Below are 20,472 nucleotides of genomic sequence, written 5' to 3' on the forward strand. Positions count from 1 at the left end.
AATTCATGCCGTTAACATGTGAATGCTATTTAGTTGGGTATTCAATCCAACTGGTACCATCTAGTGAGACGTAGTACTTACCATTTACCTCAATTACGGTTGAGCCAGAGTTTTGAGCGACCACACGGGTTTCTGGTAAGTTGCCAGCCAATTCGCTCGGGTTGAATGATTCCTTGTCATAAATGTTTTGTTCAAGAATATTCGATACCAGTTGTGATAGGGCTAAGTAGCTTGAAGGCGCTTTAACGTGCTTCGTATTGCCTTGGCGTTGAATTCCTTCACCGAAGACTTTAATCCCAACCGGTGTGTGAACGATGGTCGGCGCTGGAATTTCACGCATACCAGAGATCTGCATTCTATCACCTCGCATACCGGCGCCATGTTCTGGCACTAATGCAACAACAATATTACGGTTGGAGGCTTTTAGCTCTTGGAAGAACGAGTAAAGATCATCAAGAAGATTCTTTAGGCGTTTCTTGTAACTCACCATAGACGTTGTCGAATTGGCATTGATGATGCGGTTACCATCATGCAATGAAATGGTGTTATACAACGCAACCACTTTCTCATCATCACTTTTGATTCGTTGTTGCCACCAATCATCAAGCACCTGTTTATCACGGAAGATAGAGGAGCCATCGAACGACTTTTGGTAAGGCTTGAACCCTTCTTGAGACATCAGGTTCGTTTTTAGATCGCCATCTTTTTTGATCAGTTCTAAGAAGCTATCGAACACACCATTGTGGTTCATCAACAGATTTTCTTTGAAGCCGAGATCTTTCAGGTTATCGAACAAGTAACATTGCTTTGGAGCAGGCTCGAACAGTTTACTGTGTTCTTGCTGGCCACAACTTGCTCTCAGCAGCCTTACAACGGCTGGTCCGCTGTAGGATGTTGCCGCGCTGAAGTTATCAAACATGACATCAAATTCTTTGAACAACGGGTGATCGGCCAAACCAGCAATCTCGATGTCATCCCAAGCGACGGAACAGATACTCAAGAACAGCAAATCAAACGGAGCATCTTGTGCACTATCAGGGCTGAACGAGACACGTCGTGACGCTTCTTTCGCAAAAAAATCTGCTGTCATACTGTTTAGCGACTCATCGTTGATTTCTGTGACTTGAGGTTGTGCCGTTTCCGCCACTTCCGTAGTTGCTGGTGGCGCAGGTTGAGTTGTCTCAACGGTGACTGAATTCTGTGGCGTTTTTGGAATGCTGATGTAAATCATCGCGATGACAACGAATACAGAAACACGTAAAAACTTACTCAGAATGAAATACGCTGCGCACAAAGCAAACAACCCAAGCAATGCTTGAACAGAGATGAAGCGTCCCATGAGTTCGACAAGATAGCTAAACTCAAACTGCATCAACTGACCCGCCTGAGCCCATAATCGCTCTAGCGGAGGTAAGAAAGAGTCATAATGCAGTAGCCATGCAGCGATGATCACTGCGATAACATGTCGCAGGACATTCAATGCTTTGATTGGCACTGGTAACAGAATAAAGAGCAAGAGCGCAAAGTTTTCTAGCGGATGGAAATCGATGGTCCCTTGGAGGAAAAGGGCTACTTTGGCAATAAAATAAATGTTCCACCAACCCAATCCAATTGTGAACTGAGCAGGCTGTTTAGAGTGTGAAGTCATCACTTAAGCTTCTTGTTTTTGTTTACAGAAAGATCTTGCTCAAAGTACTGAGCGCGTTTTAAGTATCTATCGTAGAATCGCTTTATCGCGCTTACTGCATCACGCAGAAAGTAGCCTAGGATTAATCCGATGCAAAGGCTAATGCCTACGGTGAGCATAAAGTCATCAATGTTCATTCCTGCTCCTTAATGTTGATGGCTTTCTTTACTGCGAACAAAGCAGGTACCTCGCTCATCGGCTTTTTAGTTACCGCGAAAATCTGCTTCTCAGTGGTCAAGCTTGATACCTCCTCAGAGATGCTGACTTCATCCTCTAGGATGTATTTTAGTTCAGCTTCGATGTCATAATGGGTATCGAAGGTGCGCGTTGAGTGAAACAGATCTCGAGGTGGAAACTCGAAAATATTATTAAGAGCAACATCGATGTCGTTATGACGAATAGCACTGAACAAAACATAAAGTGCTTTGTTACACGCGGTGACGACATCACCATCTCGTCGGATGTGGCACAAACGAAGACATTCTTCAGGGCTCATTCCCGGCAGCAAATTCAACTTAATCAGAGCAAAGTTGACGTTAGAACGGCTCGAACTGGCGATCACATCCGTACAGTATTGACTGAAGTCTCTGTTATGCAGGTAACCTTTGCTGCCAAATTTAACGTCGTACTTTAGTAAGGCCTCTAAGCTTTGAGGTAACGCACGCGTCAGCATTTGTCCTTGTATGGCCTCTACCTGAGTCATAAAGCGCATCTGAGGCACCTGCACCGGTGAAATCAGGTTTACACCAGCACGAAGCAGAAACTTTTCGTCCGCATATCGTAAACATTGTTGTGTTTCTCTGATCACGAGCTTGAGTTGTCTGCCCGCTTTCGTGCGCAGTCGGTAGCAATCCAATGCCAACTGTTGTACTTCGCTTTGGCTTGAGCAGTTGAAAACAATGGTTGATGCTCTTGGGCTGTCTAACATCTCTAATAGCTGTTGGTTATTTTCTGCTAGGTGCATTCCTTTCGGAACTTTTGTGCTATCACCTAAGGCTTCTTTCGTAATGTAAAGTCGTTCGCTATCGGCTTTGTCTTCTGTAACGTCGTTCGTTTGCAACTTCTCATAAGGTGTCGCGAGCAAGTGGCCGTCATCATCAAAAGATAGGATGTATTCTTCTTCTGATTTCACCCCATGCTTGTTGGACCAAAAGTCGACAAAGTAACTGTATCGTGTTTCATCTAATGCGCTCATCGTCGCGAGACCGGCGAGGTATTGATTATTCGTCAACAACTTAGGCTTAAGTATCGATGTCGCCAAATGACCATAGATACATATATTGATCATGAGCGATTTTTTATGAGCGAATTCATTAATTGTTTTTAGGAATATGCCTACATCTTTGTCGCTGCAGTGAGATAAAATCGAGTCGGGAATAAACAAAATATAGTTAGAGTTCTTAATGATATTTATTTTGTGAATGTCTTTGGCGAGAATAATTGGGTTTAACTTCTTTTTATGGTTTTTATTACTTACAAAGTAGACCTTATCAAGATAACTATCAGATAAGTCATTGAATTTTTGTGATGCTTTGCGATTTAGGCCGGATAGGAAGGTTTCTTTATTGGTGAAACTTGTAAGCGAAGTGTTGTGACTTTGGTCTGATGCACTAGTTAAGAATTCAATTGTCATGTGTTTGTGAGAAAATAAATTGACGTATACCGATTTACTTGCTCGATCACTGGTAATTGCGGACAGACCGTTTATTAATGACATCAAAATAGCCTTTTAATCAGATGGTTATGTTCAATCTTGGTTGTCTTTATCGTTGTGCTGTATGTAAAACGTTACAGAAAAAAATGCCAGTGTGACAATAAAATGACGCGAAGATATTAAACGAAATTGATCAAAAATAAAATTAGATATAGCATTATCTGCCTTGATGTTTATAAGTTTAAAATTAGGCATTTGCAAATCAATATATTTAAAGTTCGCCTATAGTTTTATCTTATATGTCGTAAACGGATAATTACAACTCATCTTCATAATCTCAGTTTCTGAAGCCTAACATCGTATAGGAATTTAATAATCATGTGATCAATGACTTAGGTTGTTCACATTTTTTCTCATTCTATAAATATGTGATGCACGGGTTAGGTGCGTCAAATTTTCATCATCGTATTTGATAAAAATTTAAGCAAGATAGGAATGTCTTAGCGCTTTATCAGATCCGTGGATAACGTGGAAAGATGTCGTGACAGAGCCAGCAAAAGACATTAATTCGATCTACTCTTCATATGACTTAACTCAGCATCAATATGTTGAGACGACAGAAAACGAGTCGTATCTCAATGTGAAAAGTAAATGGTTGGTTTTTCAATCTCAATCGACCAAAGACAGTGGCGTTGGGATCAAAAACAAACAAGCAGGTATTGAAACGGAAGCGATATGAAGCGCCTTCTTTTTGTTAGCCTGAGAGGCGGATGTGGATCAACCACGGTAACCGCAAACTTGGCTCAAGCTTTAGTCAAAATTAACAAGCAGGTTCTAGCTATCGACGCAGTGCCTGAGAATCTGTTACGCCTTCATCTTGGCCTTCCTTATGAAGAGCAAGACGGTTGGGCAGCACGTGTGTTGTCTGGCGATGCTTGGGTAGAGGCCGGGTATCAAAGCCCGCAAGGCGCTCTGTTGCTACCATTTGGCGAATTGGATGCCGATCAAAAGGGGCTGTTCGCTCAATCTTATCAATTCCTTCAAGCGCTTGGTCGCTCAACGTTGCAAGTCACAGATGCAGAGCAATGGCAGTTGTTCCATGGTGATATGTCTTACCTCATGACTCCAGAAATGAACGCGTTTGTTGAGTCTATGGACATGGTGTTTGTGGTTATTAACGCTGACGCAATGAACTACGCAGCGTTACAAACGGCGCTTAGTCACTCGTCTCAAATCAGCAACCTGCTTGAGTCTGGTAAGCTGCGTTACATTCTCAATCAATATCAGCCTGAGACTGAGATTGGTCGAGATTTCATGCTGGTGTTTAAGAAGGAACTGCAAGCGTCGTTAGTGCCTGTTCTTATGCACCGTGATACGGCATTGGCTGAATGCGCAGCCAACTTGACGACCGTTCAGCATTACTCTCCGACGAGCCAAGCTGCGAAAGATTACCAATCTTTGGCATTTTGGTGCGTTTCAACGCTTGCCGCTGCAACTTCTCAGGGCTAGTGCATGCGTAGCCTTAACCTTATCTTCCAAAGCTGGATAGTCGACCAATTTCAGTCGCACAAGCAGGCGTATGAGCAAGCTTGGGAGTGCAAAACCAATTGGTTGGGCAACATTGTGCTTTCTGTTTGGTTTTCATTGAGCTTTGTTTTCCTAAAACCAGTGGTTGCTGGTGTTCCCTCTTGGAAACTGCCGCTGATCTATTTCCCACAAGTTAACTATGCCGCTCCTCGCTTATTTGACCCGATTCGATTTGTTGTCCAGAGCATTTGGCTATTGTGCTTTAAGCAAAGTGTCGCGTCTGCTTGGTCTCATCAAGTCAGTGGTGTCGTGATGCATCTTGCTGAGAAAATCCGCAATGCTTTCTACTTGCCGTTTGAGCTGGTGGCGAAAAGTGTTCGTTGGTTAGAACAAACGGCCAACCAAGTTAAAGATCCTGAAGTTCGTGAACGCATGAAAGCCAGCAAGTCTGCGATGGTATTGAACTATGCATTGCTGTTCCTCGTGGTGTTGCTCGCGTTGCTCTGCTTTACCGTGCCATTCGGTTATCAGGCACAGACTGTATTTGTGCTTTTATTGTGGGCACTTGCCATGATGGTGCGACGCATGCCGGGACGCTTTCCGACCATGTTACTCATCATTCTTTCGGTGACAGCATCTTGCCGTTATCTCTGGTGGCGTTACTCATCAACCTTAAACTGGGACGATCCTATTGCACTGATCTTAGGGGGTATTTTGCTTTTGGCAGAAACCTATTCTTGGATCGTGTTGATGCTGGGTTACTTCCAGAATATATGGCCGCTTAACCGAAAGCCGGTTTCGATGCCACAAGATCAATCGACTTGGCCAACCATCGACTTGATGATTCCGACTTACAACGAAGATCTCGATGTGGTTAAAGCGACGGTGTACGCCTCAATGGGTGTGGACTGGCCAAAAGACAAATTGAAAATTCACATTCTCGATGATGGTAAACGAGACAGCTTCCGTGACTTCGCAAAGAGTGTAGGGGTTAACTACATTCGCAGGCCAACTAACGAGCACGCCAAAGCCGGTAACATCAACTATGCGTTAAAGCAGACGGATGGTGAGTTTGTGGCGATCTTCGACTGTGACCACATTCCAACTCGAGCATTCTTCCAGCTCACCATGGGCATGTTCCTCAAAGATCCGAAGCTGGCGCTGATTCAAACTCCGCACCACTTTTTCTCTCCGGATCCGTTTGAACGTAACTTATCGAACTTCCGCAATGTGCCTAATGAAGGCAACTTGTTTTATGGGTTAATTCAAGATGGTAACGATTTATGGGACGCGACTTTCTTCTGTGGATCGTGCGCCATTTTGCGCCGTGAACCGCTTGAAGAAGTGGGTGGTATTGCAGTTGAAACCGTAACGGAAGACGCACATACGTCACTGCGCATGCACCGATTGGGCTATCGCTCTGCTTACCTTAAGCAGCCGATATCAGCGGGTTTAGCGACAGAAACCTTATCGGCACACGTAGGACAACGTATTCGCTGGGCGAGGGGCATGGCGCAGATCTTCAGGGTCGACAACCCGCTCACCGGTAAAGGGCTGAAGTTGTCGCAGCGGCTTTGTTACGTCAATGCCATGCTGCATTTCTTATCCGGTATACCGCGTATTGTGTTTTTGATTGCACCTCTGGCGTTTTTACTGCTGCACTCTTACGTCATTTACGCACCAGCATTGGCGATCATTTTGTACGTTTTGCCGCATATGATCCACGCCAGTATGACCAACTCACGCATGCAGGGTGACTATCGTTACTCCTTCTGGGGAGAAGTGTATGAAACCGTGCTTGCTTGGTACATCGCAAGACCAACCACCGTCGCTTTGTTTGCGCCTCATAAAGGGACATTCAATGTAACGGCGAAAGGGGGCTTAGTTGAAAAATCGCATTACGACTGGGTGATCTCTCGACCGTATTTGGTGCTCGTGGCACTGAATATTCTTGGTTTTGCCGTGGGTCTGTATCGAATGGGGTGGGGGCCCCAAGATGAGGTCGGCACTGTCATCGTGAACTTAGTATGGACGATGTACAACTTGCTGATCTTAGGTGCAGCGGTCGCGGTTGCGGTAGAAGCGAAACAGGTACGAAAAGATCACCGCGTAGAGGTGGCAATTCCTGTTGCGGTGAGATTGCACTCTGGGCATTTGATTCAAGCTCAGATGAAAGACTTTTCATTGGGTGGCGTCCGCATAGAAATCGATGGCGTTGACGAACAAACTTGCCAGTACTTACTCGGTCAGTCACTCGAAGTGATTCTGAATCGTGGTGGACAAGAATTCGTGTTCCCGATGACGGTTGCCTATGCTCATAAAGGCATGTTCGGTATGCAACTCAATGAATTTTCGCATCAACAACAAATCCAATACGTCCAATGTACATTTGCACGAGCAGATACATGGGCGAAATGGCAACAAGGCTATCAAGCAGATAAGCCACTATCGAGTATGCAAGCCGTTCTACAAGTCGGCTTTAATGGATACAAGCGCTTGCTACAACACTGCCCGAAATTAGTCGTGGTCAGTGTGGATGCACTTTTATTTTGTATCGAATTTATTTGGTCACTTCGACCTCGTTATGTCCCAATCAGGACCACAAGTCATGCTAAATAATAAAAAACTAACAGCGTTGACGACGGCAATCACTCTGATGTGTATGTCGGGCAGTCTCGCGGCACAAGAAGTAAAACAGCAATTGTCGGAACCCCAAGCTCAGCAACAAGACGCGGAAAATGCCACCGTCTTTAAGCGAGTTGTTCCATTTACTCAATTGGGCTACAGCGGCTCAATTGCAATTCAAGGCAGTGAAGCGAACGCTTATGTTGGCTTTGGCTCTCGCCTTGATGAGGTGGTTTCAAAAGCCACGTTGTACTTTGATATTACGCCTTCGCCAGCATTACTTGCCTTGGTTTCACACGTCAAAGTGTACTTGAACAACGAGTTGATGGGCGTGGCGTCTATCGTTGATGGACAGCAGGGTAAAAAGCTCAGTCTTTCTATGCCATTGGATACGCGTTACTTCAGTAACTACAACCAAATTCGTTTTGAGCTGATTGGTAATACTCAAAAAGACTGTGCCAACCCGAATGATTCCAGTATTTGGGCCGAGATCAGCCAAAGCAGCCGCATCGAAATGTTTGTGCAAAAAACGCAGCTAGAAAGCGATTTGAGCTTATTGCCAGCGCCTTTCTTTGATGTTCGTGACTTTAGCCAACTCAATCTGCCTGTCGTAATGGGCGATAAATATGACTTAGACGAAGTGAAAGCCGCTGGTGTTTTGAGTTCCTACTTTGGCTCTTTAGCGGCTTGGCGCGGTGCGCAGTTTCCTCTGAGTTTCGACACTTTGCCAGAGCGCAACGCCGTGGTGTTTATCACCAACGACAACAAACCTGAATTCCTAAAAGACTTCCCAGATACGGATGGCCCGCGTGTACAGGTGATTACTCACCCAACCGACCCATACGTGAAGTTATTGCTGGTGATTGGTCGTGATAGTGCTGACCTAAACACCGCAGTACGTGGCTTGGCATTGGGTAACCAGATTCTTACCGGACCCATTGCCAAGATCAACGAGGTGAAGCAAATCAAACCTCGCGTGCCTTACGATGCGCCAAATTGGGTGAGTACAGATCGCCCGGTTGCGTTGTCTGAATTGGTTGAGCAAAAGAGCATGCTGCAAGTGGAAGGCCGCACACCACCACCTATCAGCGTGAGCTTACGTTTGCCGCCAGATCTGTTTACTTGGCAGAGCCGTGGTATTCCAATGGATCTGAACTACCGTTACTCACCGCCGACGGAAGACCATTCTGGCTCCCGTCTGACGTTGAGCATTAACGACCAGTTCATCGAAGCCTTTAACTTGACCACTGCGGGTCAAGGTGGCGACTCTAACCGCGTTCGTGTGCCATTGTTGGATGACAGCATTCTGAGCAGCGACGACCGTGTCCGTATTCCTGCATTCAAAGTGGGCAGCAAAAACCAGATTGATTTTGAATTTGGCTTTGCCTCTGTCACTGATGGTTTGTGTCAGGTGACTCAACCAAGCAAGCAATATGCCGTGGTTGATGGCGACTCTACGCTCGACTTTAGCGGCTTCCCGCATTACATCGAAATGCCAAACATGCGTGCGTTCGCAACATCTGGCTTCCCGTACACACGCATGGCGGATCTGTCTGAAACTGCTGTTGTGGTGCCAAAAAACGCACCAAAAGAAGCACTGCAAACCTTCTTGAATGTGATGGGCTCTTTGGGCGGTGATTCTGGCTACCCAGGTATCCAAGTATTATTGACCGATAAGTGGGATGCACAAGCGCTAAAAGACAAAGATATCTTGAGTATTGGTGTGGTGCGTTCATTAGAAGAAGCGGCGAACGACCCAGACCAAGTGAATCTGGTGGTTGAAGCAGGCGAGCGCCAAATTCGTCTACCGAGCAAGAATGAACAGCAACTTGGTATGAACTGGATGAACCCAAGCGATGCTAACCAAGTGCCAGCTGATTATGTTTCAGTGGAAGCAAGCGGCTCCTTTGCTGCGATTTATGGTATGGAATCACCTTACACAAATAATCGCAGTTTAGTGTCTATTATGGCTGCTCATCCTGCTGATTTTGCTACGGTTGATGAAGCACTTTCGGATTCGGGCAAAGTGGAGCATATGTTTGGCTCTGTAGTGACGCTTAGAAACGATGAAGTCGCGAGCTATAACGTTGGTTCTCACTACTTTGTGGGTGAGCTGCCAGTGTGGCAATTAGTTTGGTTCCACTTCTCAAATCATCCAATCATCGTGGCATGCTTCGCTGCGCTATTGATGGTGATCGTGACTATTGTGCTTTGGCGTGTTCTGCGTCAGGTTGCTGCAAAACGTCTAGAGAAAACTGAGGAGGAAGAGGAATGAAAAAGCTGATTGCACTTATCATGCTACTGACTTCTCCTCAGCTGTGGGCAAACACGTGTGACTGGCCACAATGGGACACATTTAAGTCGGTTTACATCGAACAAGGTCGAGTCGTGGATGGCAGCGATGAACGCATGATCACCACATCGGAAGGCCAGTCCTATGCGTTGTTCTTTGCTTTGGTTGCCAATGATCAAAAAGCCTTTGCCGAGGTATTAAACTGGACTCAATTACATTTAGCTGGTGGTGACCTTACGGCAAGATTGCCAGCTTGGTTATGGGGCCGAAAAGCGAACGGCAGTTTTGGTGTGTTAGATACCAATGCTGCATCGGATTCCGACCTTTGGATTACTTACGCTTTGGTGGAAGCGGGTCGACTGTGGGATAACTATTATTACCAATCGCTTGGTCATCTGCTTGCTAGTCGTATTCTACGAGAAGAGACTGTGACCATTGACGGTTTGGGCACCGTGTTACTGCCTGCACCAACAGGGTTTGAGTTTGGTGATCGCTACCGTGTGAACCCGAGCTATGTGCCGTTACAGTTGATTGCACGAATGGAAGCTCTGTATCCGCAATATTCATGGGACGGCATGTATAAAGCAAGCGCGCAAATGCTAATGCAAACCATGCCAAAAGGTTTCAGTCCTGATTGGGCAACGCTCAGCCAAGGTCAGTACAGTGCTGACTCGGTGACTGGGCCAATTGGCAGTTACAACGCCATTCGTACCTACTTATGGGCGGGTATGCTTGATGACCAAGTTGCAGAAAAAGCTCATCTGATTCAGCAAATACAGCCCTTTGTCGCAGCGACTAAAGCGCTCGGCGCACCACCACGAGAAGTGAATACAGAAACGGGTGAGTACACTCAAGTTGGCAGTGCAGGGTTTTCTGCTGCTGCATTGCCTTTGTTGGCGGCGTCTGGTGAGTCTGAGCTGCTCAAAGCACAAGCAAGCCGAGCGCAGCAAGAACTAATCTCGGACAGAAACGACCATTACTACGACAATGTTTTGAGCTTGTTTGGCCTAGGCTGGCATCAGGCACGCTACCGCTTTGGCAAACAAGGTGAACTGTTGCCGGCATGGAGCGAGCAATGCCAATAGCAAGACGTGCTTCGTGGTTGATCTCGCTGGCCATGATGGCGAGCGGGATTGCTCCTGTTTATGCACAAAGTTTTAGCTCAAAGCCGCTTAGCAAAGCGCAGTTAGCCGCGGTTTATCAACCGATCGAAACGGTTCAGTTCTTGACGTCTCTTGCTCGGGTAAACTCGGTGGAGTGGCTGGTTGAACAGCTGAAACTGGCAGATGCAATAGGACGCGACGACATTGTTGAAAGTACGTTAGAGCGTTTGTTTGCGATTGAGGAAGGCAACCCGATTGGCTTGTATTACCAAGCCAATATGTACTTAAAGCGTAAGCAACCTGAGTTGGCGAAGCAGACGTTTCAGCGTTTAACCAAACAATCGCCAAATTCTCCACAAGCCAAAGACTTGGCTGCCATCATGTCTCTTCAAGGAGATAAGAAAGGCGATTACCAACGAGCTAAGTTGCTAGCTAAATCTGGCCGTTACGAAGAAGCCATCCAAGCGTATAAAGTCATTTTTCCAAACGGCATGCCTTCTGCTGCATTGCAGTTAGAGTTTCTTCAGCTGCAAAGCAATCTTGATGGAAGTTGGCAGACAGTAAAACAAGGTTTAGAGCGCTTAAATGCAGATTACCCGGGTGTGCCTCAGTTTCAACTCGCATTGGCGAATCATATCCGCAAAGATAATCCAGCTGACCCATGGATTTTGGATACCTACAAAAAGCTCGCTTTAGCGCCAGTCATTGGCAGCAGTGCAGCGACATCTTGGCTGCGTGCTCTCGATCAACTGCCTATCTCAGAACAAGTGGTTCAACAATACGCGATTCTTGCGAGTTACTATCCATCAGATCTTGAGATTCAACGCGCCAACCAAGGCGCAAAGAAGCGCTGGGAAACCGAGCAAGATCTACGTAAGGACCCAACCTATCTTGCCAAATTGAAAGGTCTCAAACTGCTGGATGAAGACAAAACCTTGCAAGCTGAGAAGCAGTTGCGTTATGCGATGACGACGCGTCCGAACGACCCAGAAATATTGGGTGGTATGGGCAAGGTCTATCTGCGTAAAGGTCAGCAACAAAAGGCGCTTGAGTATTTTGAACGTGCACAGCAGTTAGATAAAGACCCGGATAGTGCCTCGAAATGGGCCACTCTGATTGAAACCTCGCAATATTGGGCTTATTTGGATCAAGGTGATGCACTGGCTGAGAAAGGGCAGTTTAAACAAGCTGAAAGCCTTTACCGTAAAGCCATTCAGTCTGATAAAACACAGCCTTATGCTTTTACCTCTTTAGGGGCGCTTTACTTAGCACAAAAGAACTATGCCGCGGCAGATAAAGCTTATATCCAAGCACTAAAACTTGAAGCGCTGAACGGATCTGCCTTACGTGGACGACTCGATGTTCGTATTGAGCAGCAGGACTGGGCGGGCGCGGCTTCGCTTGCACAGCGCTTTTCTCCAGCGCAAAAACAGGTGGTGTCTGAGAAAATCAATGGCATTCAATCTGAGATCATTCTGGCGAGATTGCGCATTGCGATAGCGAAAGATGACCAAGCAGGTATGCAATCTGCAGTGGAGGAACTGATTGAGCTAAAACCAACATCGCCGTGGTTGAGGCTAGATATTGCCGATGTGGTTCGCTCTATGGGGGATAAACGTCGTGCCGACAAACTGATGTCTGAATGGGCGACGAACAGCACTGATCCGGAAATGAAGTTCGCGTATGCCTTGTATCTCGCTCAAGATTTTAAAGTCGATGCGGCGATTTCTGAGTTAGAGAGTGTGCCGAAGCGCGAGGTTACCCCAGCCATGGAGCGTAACCTCACACGCTTAAAGCTCAATGCCGATTTACAAGATTTACCCGCGCGTTATCAGGCTTCACCGAAGACGGTTACTACCATGTTGACGTCGCTTGAGTCTCAATATGCTGGGCAAGTTCAACCTCTAGCGAGGCTTGTAAGTGCTTGGGTAGAGATTGAAAAGGTCAATGAAGCGCAGCGTATTTATCAAAGTATTCGCCCCTCAAGCAAATGGTCTACCGACGAAAAACTCGCTTACGGCAGTATGATGGTGAGCCTGAATCAGTTTGACGATTTCGACCAATGGTACGAAGGCTTGGCGTTGAGTAAAGACCAGCAAGCAGTCAGTGCCTCTGAAGCGCTGCAATTTGATGAACTCAAAACACGTCGTACTTTAGCGCAAGCGGATTTGTTACTCGCGAATCAACGACCAGAGCAAGCAATGGCTTTGTATGAACGTATCTCATCAAAACCTGCACCATTCAAGACGCAAGCTCAGGTGGGGTTGCTGCAAGCCAGCGCCCAGAGTGGGGATGAGGCAACCTATCACGACTTGCATCTGATCTTGAATAAGAAGCGTGACAGGCTGAATGCTGCTCAGTTGATGACGGTTGCTTCAGTATTCAATCAACTCGGTTACCGCAATGATGCGAACACCCTGAACCGCTTGCTCGATGATACACAGGACGCTGACGCTCTGGCGTATCGAAACAGCATGTCTATTGCGATGGACAATCAGCAGTGGACGTTAGCAGAAGAGCGCGGACGTCAGGCTCTGAACAGTGATCGAATTGAAAAAAGTACAAAACCAGATGAAGCAAGTCTAGAGACGCTTACTTTGCGTGAGTTGTATGACACAGCAGATGACTACTGGCTAACGCGAAATGTTAAGTCGGACATCGATACGCTCCATGACCGCAGTGATGGTCATGTACTTATTGGTTGGGATTACAGTGCGCGTGATGGGCGTAACTCATCCAACCAAGTGCCAATCGAAGCGCGTATTCCGATTGAATCACTCGATGGGCATCTGCTGCTGAGAGCGGATTACGTATCTATCGATTCGGGTAAGTTAGATTACTACGAGAAGGATCCTAAAAACTTCCCAACCACAACAACGGTTCAAAATGATGCATCAGGTATGGCGCTTGGTGTGGGTTGGCAAGCCAAAGATTGGCAAGTGGATATCGGCACTACACCGATTGGTTTTGACCATACTACTTGGGTAGGCGGGGTCAGTGTGGATGGTGATCTCGGGGACTTCGGATGGACAGCAGAAGCGTCTCGCAGACCTGAAACCAGCAGCACACTCTCTTACGCTGGAATGACAGTACCGAGTGGAACCAGTGATCCTCAAGGCAAAAAATGGGGTGGTGTAGTTCGGACCGGCGTTAAGCTCAATTCGAGCTGGGATATAGGTGGCCCTTACGGTTTTTGGAGCAGCCTACAATACCATGCACTGACGGGTGAAAACGTTGAAGACAATACTCGTCTCGGTGTGCTTGGTGGGGCTTACTACAAACTGATCGCCACGGGTGATCAGCGCCTGAGCATTGGCACCAACTTGATGTACCTCGACTATGACAAAAACTTGGGTGAATACACTCTTGGGCATGGTGGCTACTACAGCCCGCAAAGTTATTTCTCTGTGTCATTGCCAGTCAACTATTACGGTCGCTACGACAGCACATGGTCGTATCAATTGAGTGCTTCCATTTCTAACTCATGGACAGAAGAAGATGCGCCTTATTTATCTTCTGGTGATAGTTCTGAGCGTGGTGGCGGCTTTGGTGCTTCGCTGCAAGCAGCCGTTGAGAAGCGAGTGAGTAAACGTTGGTATATCGGTGCGCTGGTGGATCTACAGCGTTCAGAGTTTTACACGCCAAACCATTTCATGCTGTACGGAAAATACACCTTCAATGACCGCTGGCAGCCGATTGAATACCCACCTGCAGTACCTACGCTGTACAGTGATTTTTAGTACCAGTCTCTCTCGCAACGAGTATTGCAGGAATGGTAGAAACAACAAAGGCCGGAGTTTTCCGGCCTTTTCTATTTGAGCTGTCCTGCTTTAAATCGATTCGCTTAGTACAAAATCGAGTAAAGTTGACGGCGGTACTTACTTGCCAGAGCGTTGCCTTGGCCAAGTGCACTCAAGATGTCCATAAAGACTTTCTTCACTTCACCATCTTGTGCGCCTAGGTTGGTCTTAAGAATGTTCCAAAGTAGCTCTAACGCTTCTTCATCGCGACCTACTTGGTTGTACTGAACGGCAAGTTCACACGCCAATTCAATGTTATCAGGGTTTGTTGCTAGCTCTTGCTCAAGGCGCTGAAGCTCTGGGCTTTCTGCTGCTTGAATATGCAGGTCTAACTTCGCGATCAAACCTTTGTAGTAGTTGTCTTGGTATTCCAGCGGAATCGCGCTTAACAGCGTTTGTGCCAATTCAAACTGTTTGGTTTCCAGCAAGCAATCTGCCATCGCCAGTTTCACGTCGCCGCGGTTTTGAAGCTCTTCCGATAGCGTTTGAAGAATCGCTAATGCTTGAGCGTGCTCACCTTGTTGGAGCAATTCATTTGCTTGCTTCAACTGCATCTCATCTTGGCTTGGTAGATGCTTTTGCAGCATTGCTGTAATCGCATCAATAGTCTGAGGGCCACCCATACCATCGACAGCTTGACCATTCATGAACAATGCGATGGTCGGTAGCACTTGCACGCCAAATTGAGAAGCAAGGGCCGGTTGCTGTTCACAGTTCAATAGAGCAAGGGTAAATGCGCCGTTGTATTGCTGAGTCAGCATTTGTAATTCAGGAATCACTTGTGCGCTTTCTGGTTGAGCGCCCGCCCAAAAGTGAATCAATACAGGCGTGTTCATTGATCCTTCAAGCGTTTCACGGAAGTTTTGTTCTGTTAACTCAACGATAAATGGGGATTGCATCAGAGTATCCTTGCTTTTTGTTTCTTGTCGTTGATTGTAGATATGGAGTTGATATTTGGGAAATTCAAGCGATAGAAAGGAAAAACGCTGCCGAAGCAGCGTATTCCTGATAGCAAGCGAAAGTGCTATTAAATTTGGCTAGTCCAGCACGCTTTAGAAAGTCTTGTTAGACGTTATAGTGGTGTGCTGGGTGTGGTATCAAAATAGGATGAACATGGTCAACACTACACCCACACTAAGCCAGTTAAGCTGATTTAATGTCATTATTGTCTCGCGAAAATACAAAACAGAAAGGGTGGCGATACCAAATCTAAAGTGAGTATCCACATCGCGTTCAGGCACGATGGATGAAGATACTAACCTAGAAATTGATTCGAACATTGAGGCTTTCTTAACCTACATGCTCATAATGACATCACATTGTTACGGTAAAATTACATCGTGATAAAAATTTTTTATGCTGCTTGTCGCAAAATCTTATCAAGAATACGAGTTGGTAACAGGCGCTTCAATACCGCAAAAACTTTGGTCGGTGTGGTGATTCGGTAACGGATTTTGGGTTTATCACTGGTGAGTGCGTGAAGCACTGGCTCAATACAAGACTCAGCTGGAAGGACAAATTTGTTGTTCGACTTGTCGTTATCCAAACGCTGCTTTTGTCCTTCGTAAGCCGCTCTGTGGGCACTGTTTTCCACATCAATCCACTGCTCAAAAGCTTTTAAGGCATTTTGTCTAAACTGGGTTTCTATTGGGCCGGGTTCGATCAGTGCAACTTTGATGTTGGTGTCCATCAATTCCAAACGTAGCGTGTCTGTCCAGCCTTCAAGAGCGAACTTAGAGGCGTTATAGGCACCACGATATTTCATCGCGGCGAATCCTAGCACAGAGCTGTTTTGGATGATTCTTCCTTCACCCTGTTTGCGCATGTGTGGCAACACTTCTCTTACGAGTTGGTGCCAGCCAAAAAAGTTGGTCTGAAATTGTGCTTGAAGTGCTTCTGTCGGTAGATCTTCTAATGCGCCAGGTTGTCCGTAAGCGCCATTGTTAAACACGGCATAGAGTGTCCCCTCGGCCAGTTCCAGAGCTGTTGAAACTCCAGCAGAAATACTTTGAGGATCATTAAGATCTAACTGAATGCAGATTAAGCCTTCGCTGGTTAAGCGTTGAACGTCTTGCTCGTTGCGACACGAGGCAATAACGTGAAAGCCCTCTTTTTGTAAAGCGTGGGCACACACGTAACCGATGCCTGTAGAGCATCCGGTGATTAAAACTGACTTTTTCATAGTAAGGGGCTCACTGGGAGGTAGTGAGCCTTATGATTCAACAACTTCTGTCTTGAAGCAAGTTCTTGAGTGCGGGTTCAACTCTTGAGTAGCTGAACTTGAAACCAAGCTCGGTCAGTTTCTTAGGCTTAGCGCGAATGCTATCGAACAGTAAGCACGATGACTCTCCCATCGCCATGTTCATCACCCATTTAGGAGTAAACAGGATATGCGGTCGCTTGAGGGTTTTCGCCAGTGTACCGCTAAAAATTCGGTTGCTGACAGGGTGGGGGGCGCACAAGTTGAACTCACCATGAGCATGTGGGGTTTCAAGTAGGTACATGATAGCGCGAACCATATCCAGAATATGAATCCAAGGCATGTACTGTTTACCGCTTCCCATCGGCCCACCTACACCTAGTTTGTAGGGCATCAGCATTTTTGCCAACGCACCTCCATTTTGACCGAGGACAACACCAGTACGAATTAAACACACTCGTGTTTGTTCAGATTCTGCACGCTTGGCAATTTGCTCCCAACGAGCACACACAGAATGAGCGAAAGCATCGCTATTCACGTGTAAGCACTCATCAAACGGGTGGTCTTGCTGGTCACCGTAATAACCTACGGCAGAACCACTAATGAACACCGACGGTGGCTCAGTACTCGCATGAATCAATTCAACGATCCGCTCGGTCACTTTCCACCGACTGTTACAAATGACCTCTTTCTGCTCCTTGCTCCAGCGTTTATCTGCAATCGGTTCGCCGGCAAGGTTAATCACCGCGTCGACGTCATTGAGATCTTCAATCGAATCTAGGGAGTCGAGGTATTCTATATTACCGACATCAGCATGCTGTAGGCGTTGCTTCGCCTGCTCTGGGGTGCGAGTAAGTAGCATGACTTGATGCGTGGTAAGCAGTTTAAGTAACTCAGAGCCAATAAAGCCTGTACCACCGGTCAGTAATATCTTCATGTTATCCCTTTGATTGTAAAACTATTCAAACATTATAGTCGTTAACGGCCTAGCATGATCATTTCAATGACTTGCGTTGTCGATTTTATTATTAGTTCCTAAGCAGTTAGAAGCGTTTTGTTGTGAAGCGATGTGAAGCTCACAATTTGAATAAATGTAACAAGATGTTATTAATCATCGAGTGCGGCTCACACTTAGTTGCAGGAAACTGTGTCATGCTGACTTTAAAGGAAGATGACATTAGGGTAGGAGGCGTATATGGAAGCATTTTTTGCTCTGTTTCGAGCCTTACTCAGCAGTGCTCGCGACCTACTACCTATCGTTCTTGTTATTACCTTTTTTCAGCTCGTTGTTTTGCAAGAGCCACTCCCTAATCTTGTCTCCATTCTATTTGGCCTTCTTTTGGTTATTCTCGGCTTGACCTTCTTTATCTTTGGTTTGGAGCTTGGGTTATTCCCGATTGGCGAAAACATGGCGCAAGCTTTTGCCAGTAAAGGCAGCGTGTTTTGGCTGCTGATTTTCGCATTCTGCTTAGGCTTCGGTACAACCATTGCTGAACCAGCATTGACTGCTGTAGCGGAAGAAGCTTCGGAGGTGGCGGCTGAGGGAGGGATGATTGCCAATACTGAGCAATCAATGGAGGAATACGCAGATGGCTTGCGCTTAACGGTTGCTTTGTCGGTGGGCGTGGCGATTGTATTAGGCGTACTTCGGATTCTAAAAGGTTGGCCGATTCAGTACATGATCATCGGAGGCTACATCGGCGTTGTGATACTGACGGGATTTGCGCCGGAATCTATCATAGGTGTGGCTTACGATTCTGGCGGTGTGACGACTTCTACCATCACGGTGCCTCTGGTTACTGCTCTTGGGGTTGGGCTCGCATCGGCGATCAAAGGACGCAATCCCATGATTGATGGGTTTGGACTTATCGCTTTTGCCTCCTTGTTACCGATGATGTTTGTGATGGTTTATGGGATGGTGGTGGCATGATTTCCTTTGCGCATTTCATCGATACTTTTATCTCAACCATCACTGATGTGGTTCCTATCGCGACCATTATCTTCGGTTTTCAGTTGGCAGTGCTGCGCCGTCCAGTTTCAAACTTACCCAAAGTAATACTTGGCTTTGGTTACGTTATTTTAGGGTTATCGTTATTTTTGCTTGGTTTGGAAATGGCGCTGTTTCCACTTGGTGAAACCATGGCGACTCAATTGACTGCTCCAGCTTTCTTGCTGGAGTTTAAAGTCTCAATCGGCCAAGCCTTGAGTTGGGTTGATTATTACTGGGTGTACATCTTCGCTTTCTTTATCGGTTTTAGTACCACCATAGCGGAGCCTTCTCTTATCGCGGTGGCCATTAAAGCTAATCAAGTGTCTGGTGGCAGCATCAGTGTGAACGGGTTACGTGTTGCTGTTGCCTTAGGTGTCGCGGTTGGCATTGCGTTGGGCAGTTACCGAATCGTAGTGGGCGATCCGATTCACTATTACATCATTGCAGGTTATATCGTGGTGGTGATTCAAACCTTTTACGCGCCAAAGCTAATCGTTCCTTTGGCTTACGATTCGGGTGGCGTGACGACGTCTACGGTCACAGTGCCTTTGGTGACTGCACTTGGCTTGGGGTTGGCATCGACGGTTCCGGGACGAAACCCCATGATAGATGGCTTTGGTTTGATCGCCTTTGCCAGTTTATTCCCAATAATTTCTGTCATGGGTTATGCCCAAATCACCCAGTGGTTAAACAAAGAGACTGCGGAGGAAAAAGAGAATGCGCTTTAAACTAATACTGGCCTTTGTAGAGGATAGCAAGACCGACAAAGTGCTGGATGCGGCTCGTGATGCAGGGGCAACGGGTGCTACGGTGATTAACAACGCTCGAGGGCAAGGTTTAAACCAAAAACGCACCTTCTTTGGATTGACTTTAGAAGTGCAAAAAGACGTGTTGTTGTTTGTTGTTGAAGAGCATTTATCCAGACACATACTAGAGACAATCAGCGAGGTCGGAGAGTTCGACCAAGAGTCAGGCCAAGGCATTGCCGTACAAATTGATGTCGAGGATGCGGTTGGCGTCGCGCACCAAGTAGAAAAACTGACCAAAGTGGTAGAGGACGAATTATGAGTAATCACGAGTTAATTCGAGTCAGAGACGTGATGGCTGCAACGTATATTATTGTAGATGGGTTAATCACGGTTCATGAAGGTATTACGTTAGCGAAAAGGAGTGAAGTTAAAGCGCTGGTGATTAATAAGCGTGATAGCGATGATGAATATGGCATTGTTCTGATGAACGATATCGCTAAAAAAGTTCTGGCAAAAAATCGTTCTCCGCAACGAACCAATCTTTATGAAATCATGACTAAACCAGCACTGTCCGTCGATCCCAACATGAATGTGAAATATTGCGCACGCTTATTTGAACGATTTGGTATTAGTCGCGCACCAGTGATTGAAAATGGTGAGGTCATTGGCATGGTGAGTTACAACAACATTGTGATTAATGGTATGGCGAGAGAAGAGGTATAGGCGGCTCTTTTCGTTAATGGCTCAATAGAGGGTAAGAACGGAAACATTCTCATCACAGCGACAAATAGCAAACCGAGTAATAATTACTTATTTGTGCCATTGCATATCCGTAAACTGAGGC

Annotated in this window: 16 protein-coding genes; 10 read left to right on the top strand and 6 right to left on the bottom strand. The window is 46.3% G+C overall.

The genetic code is table 11. The annotated features are described in order from the left end of the window. Nucleotides 1–25: 25 nt before the first annotated feature. The 3 genes from bcsG to bcsE are packed head-to-tail and all read right to left on the bottom strand — an operon-like array spanning nucleotide 26 to nucleotide 3,404. Nucleotides 26–1,648: a cellulose biosynthesis protein BcsG gene (bcsG, locus tag ATB76_RS24265; protein WP_045422531.1), complete on the bottom strand. Its 1,623-nt coding sequence runs from the start codon at nucleotides 1,646–1,648 to the stop codon at nucleotides 26–28. Further along, complete coding sequence (locus ATB76_RS28505) at nucleotides 1,648–1,824, bottom strand: hypothetical protein (RefSeq protein WP_173652484.1); 177 nt, start codon at nucleotides 1,822–1,824, stop codon at nucleotides 1,648–1,650. Before ATB76_RS28505 ends, bcsG begins: the two co-directional genes overlap by 1 nt. Then, a complete protein-coding gene (gene bcsE / locus ATB76_RS24270; protein ID WP_038865738.1) occupies nucleotides 1,821–3,404 on the bottom strand; it encodes a cellulose biosynthesis protein BcsE in 1,584 nt (527 codons plus the stop codon). Before bcsE ends, ATB76_RS28505 begins: the two co-directional genes overlap by 4 nt. 478 nt (nucleotides 3,405–3,882) lie before the next feature. Between bcsE and ATB76_RS24275 the strand changes: the two genes are divergently transcribed. Genes ATB76_RS24275 through ATB76_RS24300 form a run of 6 tightly spaced genes read left to right on the top strand, consistent with a single transcriptional unit; the run spans nucleotide 3,883 to nucleotide 14,629 of the window. Next, on the top strand, nucleotides 3,883–4,080 hold the full coding sequence (locus ATB76_RS24275; RefSeq protein ID WP_038865736.1) for a hypothetical protein: 198 nt from the start codon (nucleotides 3,883–3,885) through the stop codon (nucleotides 4,078–4,080). Further along, nucleotides 4,077–4,850, top strand: a complete 774-nt coding sequence (gene bcsQ / locus ATB76_RS24280; RefSeq protein ID WP_042602227.1) for a cellulose biosynthesis protein BcsQ — start codon at nucleotides 4,077–4,079, stop codon at nucleotides 4,848–4,850. Before ATB76_RS24275 ends, bcsQ begins: the two co-directional genes overlap by 4 nt. Nucleotides 4,851–4,853: 3 nt before the next feature. Continuing rightward, complete coding sequence (bcsA, locus tag ATB76_RS24285; protein WP_061036227.1) at nucleotides 4,854–7,487, top strand: UDP-forming cellulose synthase catalytic subunit; 2,634 nt, start codon at nucleotides 4,854–4,856, stop codon at nucleotides 7,485–7,487. Beyond that, entirely contained in the window at nucleotides 7,477–9,768 is a 2,292-nt protein-coding gene (bcsB, locus tag ATB76_RS24290; protein ID WP_061036228.1) for a cellulose biosynthesis cyclic di-GMP-binding regulatory protein BcsB, read from the top strand. The genes bcsA and bcsB overlap by 11 nt, the downstream gene beginning before the upstream one ends. Continuing rightward, entirely contained in the window at nucleotides 9,765–10,871 is a 1,107-nt protein-coding gene (gene bcsZ, locus ATB76_RS24295) for a cellulose synthase complex periplasmic endoglucanase BcsZ (protein ID WP_061036229.1), read from the top strand. Before bcsB ends, bcsZ begins: the two co-directional genes overlap by 4 nt. Next, on the top strand, nucleotides 10,862–14,629 hold the full coding sequence (locus tag ATB76_RS24300) for a cellulose synthase subunit BcsC-related outer membrane protein (protein WP_061036230.1): 3,768 nt from the start codon (nucleotides 10,862–10,864) through the stop codon (nucleotides 14,627–14,629). Before bcsZ ends, ATB76_RS24300 begins: the two co-directional genes overlap by 10 nt. A gap of 104 nt (nucleotides 14,630–14,733) precedes the next feature. On the opposite strand, the gene ATB76_RS24305 is transcribed toward ATB76_RS24300, so the two are convergent. The 3 genes from ATB76_RS24305 to ATB76_RS24315 all read right to left on the bottom strand — a co-directional run bounded on the left by ATB76_RS24305 (nucleotide 14,734) and on the right by ATB76_RS24315 (nucleotide 17,826). Further along, nucleotides 14,734–15,588, bottom strand: a complete 855-nt coding sequence (locus ATB76_RS24305) for a co-chaperone YbbN (protein WP_061036231.1) — start codon at nucleotides 15,586–15,588, stop codon at nucleotides 14,734–14,736. A 455-nt stretch (nucleotides 15,589–16,043) separates the two neighbouring features. Continuing rightward, the gene (locus tag ATB76_RS24310) at nucleotides 16,044–16,871 is read right to left on the bottom strand and encodes an SDR family oxidoreductase (RefSeq protein ID WP_045409070.1); all 828 of its coding nucleotides are present in this window, start codon (nucleotides 16,869–16,871) and stop codon (nucleotides 16,044–16,046) included. A gap of 37 nt (nucleotides 16,872–16,908) precedes the next feature. Next, a complete protein-coding gene (locus ATB76_RS24315; RefSeq protein WP_042604278.1) occupies nucleotides 16,909–17,826 on the bottom strand; it encodes a TIGR01777 family oxidoreductase in 918 nt (305 codons plus the stop codon). 258 nt (nucleotides 17,827–18,084) lie between these two features. Here ATB76_RS24315 and ATB76_RS24320 point away from each other — a divergent pair, with 258 nt between their 5' ends. Genes ATB76_RS24320 through ATB76_RS24335 form a run of 4 tightly spaced genes read left to right on the top strand, consistent with a single transcriptional unit; the run spans nucleotide 18,085 to nucleotide 20,351 of the window. Continuing rightward, a complete protein-coding gene (locus ATB76_RS24320) occupies nucleotides 18,085–18,819 on the top strand; it encodes a DUF1538 domain-containing protein (protein ID WP_038865727.1) in 735 nt (244 codons plus the stop codon). Continuing rightward, complete coding sequence (locus ATB76_RS24325; RefSeq protein ID WP_038865726.1) at nucleotides 18,816–19,607, top strand: DUF1538 domain-containing protein; 792 nt, start codon at nucleotides 18,816–18,818, stop codon at nucleotides 19,605–19,607. The genes ATB76_RS24320 and ATB76_RS24325 overlap by 4 nt, the downstream gene beginning before the upstream one ends. Next, nucleotides 19,597–19,947, top strand: a complete 351-nt coding sequence (locus ATB76_RS24330) for a P-II family nitrogen regulator (RefSeq protein WP_005436932.1) — start codon at nucleotides 19,597–19,599, stop codon at nucleotides 19,945–19,947. The genes ATB76_RS24325 and ATB76_RS24330 overlap by 11 nt, the downstream gene beginning before the upstream one ends. Further along, nucleotides 19,944–20,351 (top strand): CBS domain-containing protein, encoded by a 408-nt coding sequence (locus ATB76_RS24335; RefSeq protein ID WP_038865724.1) that lies wholly within the window; start codon nucleotides 19,944–19,946, stop codon nucleotides 20,349–20,351. Before ATB76_RS24330 ends, ATB76_RS24335 begins: the two co-directional genes overlap by 4 nt. The last annotated feature ends 121 nt before the right edge of the window (nucleotides 20,352–20,472 follow it).

The sequence above is a fragment of the Vibrio sp. MOR3 genome (assembly GCF_001557775.1).
Taxonomy (GTDB): domain Bacteria; phylum Pseudomonadota; class Gammaproteobacteria; order Enterobacterales; family Vibrionaceae; genus Vibrio; species Vibrio jasicida.